The 12,856-nt window shown below is 58.6% G+C and carries 10 protein-coding genes and 1 pseudogene; all 11 read left to right on the top strand.

Annotation, left to right across the window (positions count from 1 at the left end; all coding sequences use genetic code 11):
• Window positions 1-5 precede the first annotated feature (5 nt).
• Window positions 6-290: a sarcosine oxidase subunit delta gene (locus S101446_RS03995; protein ID WP_087607688.1), complete on the top strand. Its 285-nt coding sequence runs from the start codon at window positions 6-8 to the stop codon at window positions 288-290.
• Window positions 287-3,310 carry a sarcosine oxidase subunit alpha family protein gene (locus S101446_RS03990; RefSeq protein WP_244184485.1) on the top strand — a complete coding sequence of 1,008 codons (3,024 nt, stop codon included), beginning with the start codon at window positions 287-289 and terminating at the stop codon, window positions 3,308-3,310. Before S101446_RS03995 ends, S101446_RS03990 begins: the two co-directional genes overlap by 4 nt.
• Window positions 3,303-3,908, top strand: coding sequence for a sarcosine oxidase subunit gamma (locus S101446_RS03985; RefSeq protein WP_053322860.1), 606 nt, complete (start codon window positions 3,303-3,305; stop codon window positions 3,906-3,908). The genes S101446_RS03990 and S101446_RS03985 overlap by 8 nt, the downstream gene beginning before the upstream one ends.
• The gene (purU, locus tag S101446_RS03980) at window positions 3,905-4,777 is read left to right on the top strand and encodes a formyltetrahydrofolate deformylase (protein WP_053322859.1); all 873 of its coding nucleotides are present in this window, start codon (window positions 3,905-3,907) and stop codon (window positions 4,775-4,777) included. The genes S101446_RS03985 and purU overlap by 4 nt, the downstream gene beginning before the upstream one ends.
• A 62-nt stretch (window positions 4,778-4,839) precedes the next feature.
• Window positions 4,840-5,052: a hypothetical protein gene (locus tag S101446_RS03975; RefSeq protein ID WP_087607687.1), complete on the top strand. Its 213-nt coding sequence runs from the start codon at window positions 4,840-4,842 to the stop codon at window positions 5,050-5,052.
• Window positions 5,053-5,121: 69 nt separating this feature from the next.
• Entirely contained in the window at window positions 5,122-5,592 is a 471-nt protein-coding gene (locus S101446_RS03970; protein WP_087607686.1) for a dimethylamine monooxygenase subunit DmmA family protein, read from the top strand.
• 189 nt (window positions 5,593-5,781) lie between these two features.
• Window positions 5,782-5,916 (top strand): annotated as a pseudogene (locus tag S101446_RS17630) (IS701 family transposase); the annotation flags it as partial.
• Between the two features lie 659 nt (window positions 5,917-6,575).
• Window positions 6,576-7,871: a LysR family transcriptional regulator gene (locus S101446_RS03960; protein WP_053322857.1), complete on the top strand. Its 1,296-nt coding sequence runs from the start codon at window positions 6,576-6,578 to the stop codon at window positions 7,869-7,871.
• A 5-nt stretch (window positions 7,872-7,876) separates the two neighbouring features.
• Complete coding sequence (locus tag S101446_RS03955; protein ID WP_087607684.1) at window positions 7,877-9,097, top strand: MFS transporter; 1,221 nt, start codon at window positions 7,877-7,879, stop codon at window positions 9,095-9,097.
• Between the two features lie 91 nt (window positions 9,098-9,188).
• The gene (locus S101446_RS03950; protein ID WP_244184483.1) at window positions 9,189-11,516 is read left to right on the top strand and encodes a TonB-dependent receptor domain-containing protein; all 2,328 of its coding nucleotides are present in this window, start codon (window positions 9,189-9,191) and stop codon (window positions 11,514-11,516) included.
• 43 nt (window positions 11,517-11,559) lie between these two features.
• Entirely contained in the window at window positions 11,560-12,828 is a 1,269-nt protein-coding gene (locus tag S101446_RS03945; RefSeq protein WP_087607682.1) for an MFS transporter, read from the top strand.
• The last annotated feature ends 28 nt before the right edge of the window (window positions 12,829-12,856 follow it).

The raw sequence follows: 12,856 nt of genomic DNA, 5'->3' as shown, positions 1-12,856 counted from the left end.
TTCCAATGCGTCTGAACTGTCCCTGCTGCGGACCACGCGGCCTTGAGGAATTTACCTATCGGGGGGATGCCACGGTTCGCCGTCCCGCCGTCAACGCAACTGCATCGGATTGGGTGGACTATGTCTATCTGCGTGACAATCCGGCGGGGTGGCACCGTGAACTGTGGTACCATGCCGCAGGCTGCCATGCGTGGCTGGTTGTCACGCGTGACACACGCACCCATGAAATCGCCGATGTGACCCGTGCGGTCGATATCGCATGCCATGACAGGAAAAGTGCTGCGTCATGATACTGTTTGGCAAGAAAACAACACCCGCCATGGCGCAGTCCCTGCGTAAGGGCGGCGGCAATGGCGTTGATCCGGGACGGGTGATCCATTTTACTTTCGACGGCGTACGTTATCCCGCCCATCCGGGTGATACGCTGGCATCGGCCCTGCTGGCTAACGGGCAGCGGCTGGTGGGACGGTCGTTCAAGTATCACCGTCCCCGTGGCATCCTGTCGGCAGGCCCCGAAGAGCCCAATGCCCTGCTGGAACTGCGTACCGGCGCACGGCGTGAACCCAACAGCCGCGCCACCGTGACCGAGGTGTTTGACGGGCTGGAGGTGCGCAGTCAGAACCGCTGGCCGTCCCTCAAGGTGGATGCGCTTGGCATAAACGGCCTGTTTTCCCCCGTTTTCACGGCCGGGTTTTACTACAAGACCTTCATGTGGCCTGCCAGTTTCTGGGAAAAGGTATACGAACCGCTCATCCGCCGTGCGGCCGGCCTGGGCCGGGCGGCGGATGAGGCCGATCCGGACCTGTATGAAAAAGCCACTACATTCTGTGATGTGCTGGTAGTGGGCAGTGGCCCGGCAGGGCTGGCTGCCGCCCTTGCGGCGGGGCGGTCGGGTGCGCGGGTCGTGCTGTGTGAACAGGACAGCGTTACCGGTGGCCGCCTGCGTGCGGATCGGACCGAACTGGATGGTGCGCCGGGCTGGCAATGGGCGCAACAGGCCGTGGACAGCCTGCGCCAGATGCCTGAAGTGCGTATCATGACGCGCACCTGTGTTTTCGGGGCGTATGACAGCGGGACCTATGGTGCGCTGGAACGTGTGGCCGATCATGTCGCCACGCCCGCAGCGGGGCAGCCACGCCAGCGCCTGTGGCGTATCGTGGCGGGCCGTTGCATTGTCGCCAGTGGCGGGATCGAGCGTCCCATGGTTTTTTCCGGCAATGACCGTCCGGGCATCATGCTGGCGGGCGCAGTACGCACCTATGTCAATCGCTTTGGCGTGGTACCGGGACGGCGTGCCGTTATTTACACCAATAATGACGACGGTCTGCGCACGGTTACGGACCTGCACCAGGCAGGTGCGCAGATCGCCGCCGTTGTCGATACGCGGTCTGCCGAAACCCCGCTGGCCCGACAGGTGACGCAGATGGCCGGTGCGAAGCTGTTCATCGGGGGGGCGATCGTCAGCACATATGGGCGGCTGGGGGTCCATACCGCCGCCATCCGTGACCGTTCGGGCAGGACAAGACATGTCGCGTGCGACCTGATTGCCATGTCAGGCGGATGGAATCCCGAATTGAGTCTGACGACCCACCATGGCGCGAAACCGTCCTATAATGCGCAATCGTGTGCGTTTGTTCCCACGATCTTTCCCCCCGGCATGCAGGCGGCAGGTGTGGCCAATGGTACCTTCACGACTGCTGCCTGCCTGGATGAAGGTGCCCGGCAGGGGCAGGATGCGGCGGCCGCATGCGGATTTGCCGTTGAACCGCCAGCCCTGCCAGCCGTGGACGCGGAAAGCTACGGCATTGAATCCCTGCAGCCCCTGCCCCATGGCCAGTCGGGAAAGGATGGCAAGGCGTTCATTGATTTCCAGAACGATGTCACAGTCAAGGATGTACGGCTGGCGGCACTGGAGGGGTTCCGTTCCGTCGAACATCTCAAGCGCTATACTACACTTGGCATGGCCACGGATCAGGGCAAGACATCCAGCATCAACGGTCTGGTGCATCTGGCCCAGCAGACTGATCGCAGCATTGCCCAGACGGGTACCACCATGTTCCGTCCCCCCGTACAGCCCGTGGCCATCGGCGCGCTTGCGGGCGCACATACCGGCAGGCACTTCAAGCCCGACCGTTTGACCCCCACCCATGAATGGGCGCGTCAGCAGGGCGCCGTCTTTACGGCCAATGGCATCTGGCATCGTGCGCAGTGGTTCCCGCAGGAAGGGGAAAACGACTGGCGCGATACCGTCAATCGGGAAGTCCGCACCGTCCGCACGGCCGTCGGGTTCTGTGATGTCACCACACTGGGCAAGATCGACATTCAGGGGCCTGATGCCGCGGTCTTCCTTGAACGTCTGTACGTCAACGCGTGGCAGAAACTGCCGGTTGGACGGGCGCGCTATGGTCTTATGCTGCGCGAGGACGGCTTTGCCTTTGATGATGGCACGACGGCGCGCCTGGGGGAACAGCATTATGTCATGACCACGACCACTGCACATGCGGGGGCGGTCATGCAGCATATGGAACTGTGCCATCAATGGTTATGGCCGGAGCTGGATATCCATTTCATATCAGTGACCGACGAGTGGGCGCAGCTGGCTATTGCCGGACCTCAATCCCGTAATGTGCTGCGCCATATCGTCGATCCGGATTTTGACCTGTCACATGAGGCATTCGGATATATGGGGGCAGCGGACATCACGATATGTGGCGGACAGGCGGCGCGTCTGTTCCGTCTGTCCTTCTCCGGTGAACTGGCTTATGAACTTGCGGTGCCCGCACGCTATGGCGATGCGCTGGCCCGTCTGCTGATGACGGTAGGCGCCCCTTATGGCATCGCCCCCTACGGTACCGAAGCATTGGGGGTGATGCGCATTGAAAAGGGTCATCCTGCCGGCCCGGAACTGAATGGGCAGACCACGGCGCATGATCTTGGCATGGGACGGATGCTGTCCACCAGGAAGGATTTCATCGGACGCACCATGGCAGCCCGCCCTGCCCTGACGGATTCAGCCCGCCCCACGCTGGTTGGCCTGCGCCCGGTCAATGCGCGCGACGAACTGGTGGCCGGGAGCCATCTGCTGCCCCGCGGTGTTGCAGCCACGGGCGCGCATGACGAAGGATGGATATCATCCGCCGCATGGTCGCCCACGCTGGATGGCTGGATTGCGCTAGGTTTTCTGTCAAACGGTCCCGCACGCCATGGTGAGACGGTCATGGTCCACAACCTGCTGGCCGATAGCGTCGTCGCGGCGACGGTAGGCTCCCCGGTATTCCTTGATCCTGATGGAGCACGCCTGCATGTCTGATATCCTGACCGCTACCGCCCCCATTCCGCCAGGTGTCTTTACGCCGCCCTCCGGCGCGCAGGCCGCCCGTGTCAGCATTGCGCCCGGTCCGTCCCGGCAGCTTGTCAGCCTGCAATGCGCCCCTGCCGCGCAGGCGGCGGTTCAGTCGGCCCTGATGGCGGCATATGGCATTGAACTGCCCACAACACCCACCTTTGTTACGGGCCGCGATGGGGTGTGCTGCATCTGGTCGGGGCGGGACCAGTGGCTGGTCAGCGCCCCGGATGAACATCCTGACCTTGCCGCCAGTGTGCAGCAGGTCACTCATCTCCATGCAACTGTTACGCGGCAGGGCGACGGACGCGCCATATTGCGGGTTAGTGGTCTGGATTCACGTGCAGTACTGTCCAAGCTCATTCCCATTGATCTGCACGCACGTGCATTCGCACCGGGCAGCACGGCATTGACCCTTGCGGGACATGTCCCGGTCCAGATCCTGCAGCAGGATGCGACGCCGACATACGATCTTTTCGTTTTTCGCAGCCTTGCACATAGTCTTCACCACGATCTTTGCCACGCAGCATGTAGTGGCATCCCTTTATCGGAACTTCCTTCATGACCAATAATGCCAATATGACCTATATTGTCACTGTCAGCTGCCCCAACCGACCGGGAATTGTCGCGGACATCAGTCACGGTCTGGCTGAACTGGGGGCGAACATTACGGAAGCCCAGCAGTTTGACGAGACCGAAAGCAAACAGTTTTTCATGCGCATTGTCTTTGAAATACTGAATGGTGCAACAGACAGATCGGTGCTGGAAAACGAATTCAACCGTCTGGCCAGAAAGTTTTCCATGTCGTGGTCACTGACGACCACAAATGTGCGGCCAAAGGTCCTGATACTGGTTTCCCGGTTTGACCATTGCCTGGTGGACCTGCTGTATCGCTGGCGCATAGGGGAACTGGCGATTGATCCGGTCGGGATCATTTCCAACCACCCGCGTGAAACCTACCAGCATCTGGATTTTGGCAGTATTCCCTTCCATTACCTGCCCATTACCCGTGCGACCAAGCCGGAACAGGAAGCCCGCATTATCCAGATTATGGAGGAAAGTGACGCCGAACTGGTCGTGCTGGCGCGCTACATGCAGATCCTGTCCAATGACCTGTCACGCAGGCTGTCGGGGCGGTGCATCAATATCCATCACTCCTTCCTGCCGGGATTCAAGGGCGCACGCCCGTATCATCAGGCCTTTGCGCGTGGCGTCAAGCTGATCGGGGCGACGGCGCACTACGTGACCAGCGATCTTGATGAGGGACCGATCATTGAACAGGATGTCGAGCGGATTTCCCATGCTGATACCCCCGATGACCTCGTGCGCAAGGGACGTGATATTGAACGCCGCGTCCTCGCCCGTGCCGTAAGGTACCATATCGAGCGACGGGCCATCATGAACGGGCACAAGACAATCGTATTTACATCCTGAACCAGTCATGCCCTGATACGAAACAGCAGGAAGGGGGCGCGCGCATCGTACCAGAAGGGTTGATGGGCGACCGGACCTTTCCTGCCGGTTTCGTTACGGAAATCAGGCGAGACATCAGCATCCTGCAGGGCCGCGCTATCGTGGGGTGCGCTCCTGTCTCCATTTCCGGCCTGCTTTACAATACGCTGCGTGCGGCACGTGCCGTTATTAGAAATGAAGAAACCTGCACCGGACCGTCCTTTACCGGCCTTGTCTGGCAGGGTGACCGTAGGTGAGATGACTGTATCGGGGACAAGGCGGATATGACTTACAGTAACCTTCCATTCCGGAAATTCCGTTTTGACATGACGGGCACGCGTCATCTGTTTATCAGGCAGGATCCGGACTGTGCCCTGCCAGAAGGCCCGATCCCTGCGATCCTGTCGGTCTGGACCGTAAAGCGGCAATGTGACGTCCTGCCGGAAGAACACGCGCCAGACGTATCCTTCCGGTCTGTTGCCCATGTGCTGGAGCAGCTTGCCAGCCACCTGCAAACCGCACGTGTCGGACTGCGGATATATGCTGCCGGCAACATCCAGTTCCTGTCGGATGTCGTGAAGGTTACGGACGGAGCGGGGCTGTCTGTTGAGGAAGTCTTTCTGGGTCCGCCCACCTTCCCTGCCCGACGGGTCATGTGCATTCACTGCGATACCATGCATGACAACGTATCCCACGACGAATTGACTTGTCATGGTTGCGGGGGATTGCTGTCGGTGCGTCCCCATTTTTCCCGTCGTATCGGTGCCTATATGGGCGTATCCGAAACAGCGCCCTGAATTTCCCGTTTCGCCATGACCCGTGCCACGGGATCGGTTCAGCCCTGTAAAGCTCCTGATGACCCTGGCCACGGCGGGTTTCCATGAGGAAACACTGCCGACAGGGAGAGAACCCAGCCAGATAGCGGGAGCCAGGCCCATGTGGACCGAGTGGAAACATGTCAGTCCACAATAGCACGTGCCACCATGCAGGAACTGGTGAACGTCAACGGGACGCGCTGGAGAATTGAAGCAGGGTTCGAGACTGCAAAAAACGAATTCGGTCCCGATCATAACGAAACCCGCTCCTGGCATGGAGGACATCGGCATGTCTTCCTGGTTATGACGGTCCTTGTCCGCTGGTCCATTCGGGAAATCAGGCGCTTCGTCGTAAAACTTGCCCAACGCAGGCTACCCGTCGCACATATCCTAAGGTCCGTCTTGCGACGAACACATCAGGCCAGCGCTATCCGTGCTCATTTACGCCACAAAATGCAACTGCGTACTGGGGCCGGTGGGTGCCATAAACACCGGACCGCCTGCTGCACGCCCACGATATTCGGGTGAATGGCGCTTCGGTAGACCAGCCATGAAATAACGTTACGCGTCCCCCCGGCTTCCTGTCCCTGGAAAGTCTGGAGCAATTCAGATCCGGGGCGGGATCCCTTTGTGATGTTGGATGATGCACCCGGTTGTCAGTCATGGCCATTATCGCCGTGGGTGCCTGGCCCATACCTTATTATGCTGAGCCTATGCCTTTTCATGCTTGGTTGTTGCGGTAACGGAACTTTTTATCATAGCCTGAAAATGGCTGAAAACTGGGGAAACGTTCAGATGAATAGCGCGGAATTTACACTCCTATAATTAACGTAAAATCACGTTTTTTATTTTTTATGCATCATATCCATAGTGCAAAAAATAAATAACATAGTGATGCGCTATTATTTTGCTGATAGCGTGTAGCCTGCATCATCGCAGCATTCCTGACTAAAGGGAGGAGAAAGATGGAACTGTCAGCGTTGATCTATTTCGTCTCGCTGGTCGAACATAAATCGACCCATGACGCTGCGACGGCGCTGAATGTCAGCCAGTCAACCATCAGTCATGCCGTCTCCACGCTGGAACATAGCATGGCGGCTCCCCTTATCGCCCGCGGGCAACATCGCCGCAATCATACTGGCATGGCCACCGCCTACGGACAGAATCTCTATCGTTCATCCGTCATGCTGCTGCACTGGTGCAATGACCTGCTTCTCAGCAGGACGTCCCAGGTGCCCCGTTTCAGGCTGAATCTCTATTCAAGCCGGCGCGTGGCGCTGCCCGGCCTGCCAGATGAAACCCTGCGCCGCATCCTGGATTCAGGCCTGAGCCTTCGCATGATCGCCCAGTTCCTGACCGTGTGCGAGGCAGGCAGCATCATGGGGGCGGCGCGCAAACTGTTACTTACCCAGCCGACCGTAACACGTCAGATCCGCAAGCTGGAAAATATTGTCGGCAAATCATTACTTGTCCGATCAGCCTGCGGCGTGCAGCCGACAGCATCCGCACGGCAGCTGATTCAGGGATGCCAGTCCATAGACCGGATGTATCGCCAGATCATGAAGGATGAAAATGTCAGCTACTTCCTTCAGATACGTGCCCTGCACCTTGCCGCCATGATGCCGTCCAGCCCGGACAGTTCCCTGACCATCCTGTTGGCGACGCTGGTCAGTTACTGGCGGGAAAAGCGTTTTTCTCCGCCTTTGACCATCTCCACAACGGCGGCCCCCAACATCATTACCGGTCTGATCAATGCCGATTTCGACGCCGGGCTGTGTGACCTCGTGGACCTGCCGGCGGACTTCCAGTCGATTAATGTCGAGACACAGCAACTCCATCTGGTGCTGCCCCGGAACAGCCAGGAATCACCAGCCATGTCGTTTCCCCTCATCATGGAGCGCCATGTCCTGGCCGTGCCCGGATTTGGAACCGGCCTGCGCCGCCTGACGGACATGTTCATGGAAAATGAGGGGATCATACCTGCCGGCATGGTGGAAACACAGTCCCTGTCCCTTCTGCTGCGACTGGTGATGGATGGAACATGTTGCGCGCTGCTGCCGGCAGGTTCGTTCAATCCCGCCATGGTTCGCGCCCTTCCCCTGCCAAAGCGCTACCGCATGACGACACGTCTGGTCTGGAAAACCAGCCGCGCCGACAGTGTAGGCATAGAGCGCCTGAAAGACAGTATCATGGATATCCAGTCCCGGCGCACGCGCGGCAATTCCACGACCATACGCCCCCCACACGTAAGCGCGGCATAAGCAGCATGACATCCGTAACAGGAAGCCGGATCCATTCCCGGCGTCGGGGCTGTGTTGTCGCACTTCTCATGGTAGCGGGCGCCATCAGTTATATCGACCGCTCCGCATTGTCTGTCGGCAATACAACCATTGCCGCGGATATGCACTTTTCCGATACGCAGATGGGGTGGATGCTGTCGGCGTTCGCCTGGGCCTATCTGGTGTGTCAGGTTCCCGCCGGACTTGTATCAGACCGGTGGGGTGGCCGCATCGTACTGGGGATCAGCCTAATCATCTGGTCACTGGCCCAGATTGCTTTCGGGCTGGTATCCAGCCTGTGGGCTTTCTTTGCCTGCCGCGCCTTTCTGGGCGCAGGCGAGGCCCCACTGTTTCTTGCTGGCACGGGTGTCATTACACGTTGGTACCGTGCCGAAGAGCGGGGACGGCCAATCGGGTTGTTCAACGCATCCGCCACGCTGGGTCCGGCCATGGCGCCCCCGCTGCTGCTGCTGATCATGAGCATGTGGGGATGGCGCGGCATGTCCGTGGCCGTCGGGTGCGTCAGTCTGGTTCTGGCTTTTGTCTGGCTGACGGTCTATCGCGATCCGGCGCAGGCCATGGCCGCCCGACACCGGTCAGATGTGCGGCGTCCCTTCCCCATGCAACTGCTCAGGCAGCGTTCCACATGGGTCATGACCGGCGGTTTTGTGGGTATCGTCTATATTACGTGGCTATATGGCGCGTGGCTGCCGGCCTATCTGCAGAAGGCCCATCATCTTACCCTGCGCCAGGCGTCCCTTCTCTCGGCGCTGCCCCAGATGTTCGGTTTTGTCGGTAGCATCACGGGCGGGTTCCTGACCGACTGGCTGGGCCGTCGTGGCGTATCGCCGGTAGTCGCCTGCCGTACACCGCTGGTCTGGGGACTGGTGTGTGCCTCCATCATGACCGTGCTGACAGGCCTTGTTCCCTTTTTAGGTCTCTCCATCGCCCTGATCTGTATTGCCCTTTTCGCCGGTGGCATCGCCATGACCTGCGGCTGGGCCCTGGGGGCGGTCGTTGTGACCGAAGACTGCGTGGCAACCATGGAATCAATCCAGAATACAGGCGGGTCTCTTGGGGGTGCCCTGGCGCCTGCACTGACCGGGATGATCGCCGATCACTTCCGTTCGTTTGTTCCATCGCTGCTCGTTGCTGGCGTCATTGGTCTCCTGTGCGCCGGAATTTATCGCTACGGCCTGAACGAATAGTTCGGGCGCCTTTCGTAACACTTTTGGTCCTATCCACCCCGTGCGGGGACAAGCAAAGGATGCATTCCTTATGGACTTCCAGAAAAATCTAGTGCGTTCCACACTTCTGGCCACGGTATCGATATGGGTACCATACCACGCTTTTGCCGCCCCATCCGCGCCAATCGATCATGCCACCCATTCCCCGCAGGCAGATACCCGGCATGTGGCACAGGCGCGCAAGAGCACGCTGGCACGCACCCGGCCGGAGACCATTTCGGTATTCGGACACGGTTCCACCCGACAGATGACCAGTGTCACCCGCAGCATGATGGAACAGAGCGTACCGGGCACATCGCCCATGAAGGTTCTCAACCAGTTGCCGGGCATCGTGTATCAGTCCGCCGATCCGTTTGGGGCTTATGAATATTCCAGTTCGCTGTACATGCGTGGATTTTCACAGAACCAGATCGGGTTCACGCTGGATGACATTCCCCTGGGTGACCAGCAGTTCAATAACTACAATGGTCTGAGCATCACCCGCGCCATAACCACCGACAACGTGGGTGGTGCGGATGTGTCACAGGGGGCGGGGGCGGTGGACGTCGCGTCCAACAGCAACCTTGGCGGTGCGATCCAGTTCCATTCCATCGACCCTTCCCATGAGCGTGGCGGGACGGTGGAACAGACATTCGGCAGCAACCAGACCTTCCGCACCTTCGCCCGCATCAACAGTGGCGACCTGAACAGGAGCGGGACACGCTTCTACGCATCCTATGCCCGTACGGACATGAACCTGTGGAAGGGCGGAGGGTATGATTATTCCGATCAGGTCAATGCCAAGATTGTCCAGCCCCTGCCCCATGATTCCTCGCTCAAGGCGTTCTTTGACTGGAGTTCAACCCAGCAGTTCGACTATCAGGACATGACGCAGAACTACCTGAATACGATCGGCCCCAAGCTGGCGAACTATTACCCAAACTATACCGCGGCCTATCAGGCGGCCCAAGGTATCTATCCCGCCCAGTACCTGAAATCCAACGATCCGTATGATGCGGGTTATTATGCCGGCACGGCCAACCGCGTGGATTACTTTGGCGGCATTACGCTGGATGAAAACCTGACATCTCAGCTGAACTGGAAGACAACGGTCTATGGCCATGGTGACAGTGGCTACAGCACATGGACCACGCCGTACATGCCTTCCCCCAATGGCGCGCCCCTGTCCCAGCGTGTGCAGGATCCCGGCATCCAGCGCGGCGGGTTCGTGACTGCCGTGACCTACGGCATCGCACGCCACAAGATCAATGCCGGCGTGTGGTACGAATACGGTCGTTTTACCGAAGGGCGTTCCTTTGCCGAGGCGCCCCTGCTGGGACAGGGTACGCTGGGCAACCCGACAGACGGTTATCCATCCAATGTATTCGCCACGCCATGGCAGGAAATTTTCCACAGCAATACATTTACCTTCCACCTGCAGGATACATTTCAGGTCATGAAGAACCTGAAGATCAATGCGGGCTTCAAGTCCATGATCGTATCGGCGGGCAATACCGTGCCCACACAGAACGTCGCGGCCAATGATGGACTGATCGCACAGGGGAACCTTACGGCATCGGATGCATTCCTGCCGCAGGTTTCGGCTGCGTGGCGTTTCCTGCCGCATCACGAACTTTTCTTTGATGTTTCCAAGAACATGCGTACCTATCCGGAAGACGGTTTTTCAACCAACGTATCCGCAACGCCCTGGACGGAAACCCAGAATGCGTTCCAGTCAACCAAAAACAACCTGCGTCCTGAAAAGGACTGGGTCTATGAACTGGGATACAGGTACAACACCCCTGTCCTGAGCGGACTGGTCTCGCTTTATCGTGTCAATTTCTCCAACCGTCTCCAGCTGATTACTTCCGGACACGGGATCAATGCCCAGACCGCCATTTCCAATGTCGGTGGCGTGACCACCAACGGGGCGGAAGCCAGCCTGACGGTACGTCCGGTTAACGGACTGTCCATCTACAACTCCTTTTCCTACGCCCATTCCACGTATGACCAGAATGTCCTGACATCCAGCGGGCTTGAACCAACACGGGGCAAGCTGGTGCCAAACTACCCCACCTTCATGTACAAGGGCAGCATTTCCTATACATGGCATCGCTTCAAGGCGAACCTGGATGGCAACTACATCTCCAGCCGCCAGCTGACCTATACCAACGATGCACATGTGCCCGGTTATTTTCTGGCCAATTTCGGCATGCATTACAATTTCGGGGACTACAAGATCCTCAAGGGCATCAACGCCAGCTTCAATGTCTATAATCTGTTCAACAAGACCTATGTATCGACCACGAATGAGCTGGGTAATACCTTTACGGCTGGTTACAATTATTTCCTGATGGGTGCGCCGCGGCAGTTCTTCGGCACGATCAGCACGAACTTCTGATTTTCCACCGGGCAGTCATCCCCTGTCATGAAGGAATACGACCGTGCAGATATCGCGTAGCCCGCATCGTCATCTGATCCTGGCGGCTTCCATTGGCAACCTTCTGGAATGGTATGATTTCACGATCTACGCCCTTTTTGCGCGGTACATAGGCAAGGCCGTCTTTCCTGTATCAGACGGTTTTTCCCAGCTGACGCAAAGCCTGCTGGTCTTTGGTCTGGGCACCGTCGCCCGGCCATTGGGCGCCGTGATCATGGGCCTTTATGCCGACCTGCACGGCCGCAGGAAAGCGCTGTCCCTCACCTGTATTCTCATGGGTGCAGGGGCGGCGCTGATCGTTGTGGACCCGCCTTATGCCTATATGGGGCGGCTGTCCATTTTTGTCCTGTGCTGCGCCCGGCTGTTACAGGGCATATGCGCAGGTGGCGAAATAGGCAGCGCGGCCGCCTTCCTCAATGAACAGTCCCCGGTTCACCAGCGCGGTCTGTCAGGATCATACCTGCAGGCCACAATGGGTTTTTCCAATATGATGGGGGCAGGTGTGGCCACCGTGCTGACCGGCTTCCTGAGTGATACGCAACTGTATGCCTGGGGATGGCGTCTGCCTTTTGCAATCGGCCTTGCCATCATTCCAGTCGGCATCTATCTGCGTCGCTCCGTTCTGACGGATGCACCGCCTGCTGGCGCGGCACCACGCAGGAAGGAAATCCTGCGCGAACTTTTTACAAAATACCGCAGGAATATCGTTCTGGCAGCCTGTATTTCTATTTTATGGGCGTCTGCGCCTTACAGCCTGATCATTTACCTGCCCCTTTACATGCAGAACTCGTTCGGCGTATCGGCCCATGCCAGTTATGTCGCCTTCATGTCTGGTAACGTGGCGCTTGTAGCCGGTTCCCTTGTGGCGGGCTGGCTGGCTGACCGGATCGGGCCATGGCGCATGTTGTGCTGCAGCGCGCTTGCACTGGCCATCATGCCGCTGCTGATTACGGCTGCCCTGCCCCATGGCCCCGGCCTGGCCGCTACCATTGCTGTCGAAACCGGACTGTGCGGGTTCGTGGCGCTGTATGTAGGGGCTGCCCCGCTGGGGATTGCCAGCCTGTTCCCCCGCCATGTCAGGGCCAGCGGCATTGCCATAGGCTACAATGCCGCCATGACCGTTTTTGGCGGATTTGCACCGGCGTTCCTGAGCATGATGGCGGTACGGGCGCATATGGCCCTGGCCCCGGCGCTTTACGTCACCCTTACGTCAATTCCTGCGATTGTGGCCACCATTCTGGCCGCGCGCCGGTTTGTGCAGCCTGAAGCATGACTTGCGTAAACATAAGCATGAGACCGGC

The sequence above is a fragment of the Komagataeibacter europaeus genome (genome assembly GCF_002173515.1).
GTDB lineage: Bacteria > Pseudomonadota > Alphaproteobacteria > Acetobacterales > Acetobacteraceae > Komagataeibacter > Komagataeibacter europaeus.
This window is presented reverse-complemented; position numbering and strand designations above follow the sequence as displayed.

What these genes read in the sequence shown, in the direction of transcription:
- S101446_RS03995 (WP_087607688.1), top strand. Translation starts at nt 6, where the DNA reads ATGCGTCTGAACTGTCCCTGCTGCGGACCACGCGGCCTTGAGGAATTT.
- S101446_RS03990 (WP_244184485.1), top strand. Translation starts at nt 287, where the DNA reads ATGATACTGTTTGGCAAGAAAACAACACCCGCCATGGCGCAGTCCCTG.
- S101446_RS03985 (WP_053322860.1), top strand. Translation starts at nt 3,303, where the DNA reads ATGTCTGATATCCTGACCGCTACCGCCCCCATTCCGCCAGGTGTCTTT.
- purU (WP_053322859.1), top strand. Translation starts at nt 3,905, where the DNA reads ATGACCAATAATGCCAATATGACCTATATTGTCACTGTCAGCTGCCCC.
- S101446_RS03975 (WP_087607687.1), top strand. Translation starts at nt 4,840, where the DNA reads ATGGGCGACCGGACCTTTCCTGCCGGTTTCGTTACGGAAATCAGGCGA.
- S101446_RS03970 (WP_087607686.1), top strand. Translation starts at nt 5,122, where the DNA reads ATGACGGGCACGCGTCATCTGTTTATCAGGCAGGATCCGGACTGTGCC.
- S101446_RS03960 (WP_053322857.1), top strand. Translation starts at nt 6,576, where the DNA reads ATGGAACTGTCAGCGTTGATCTATTTCGTCTCGCTGGTCGAACATAAA.
- S101446_RS03955 (WP_087607684.1), top strand. Translation starts at nt 7,877, where the DNA reads ATGACATCCGTAACAGGAAGCCGGATCCATTCCCGGCGTCGGGGCTGT.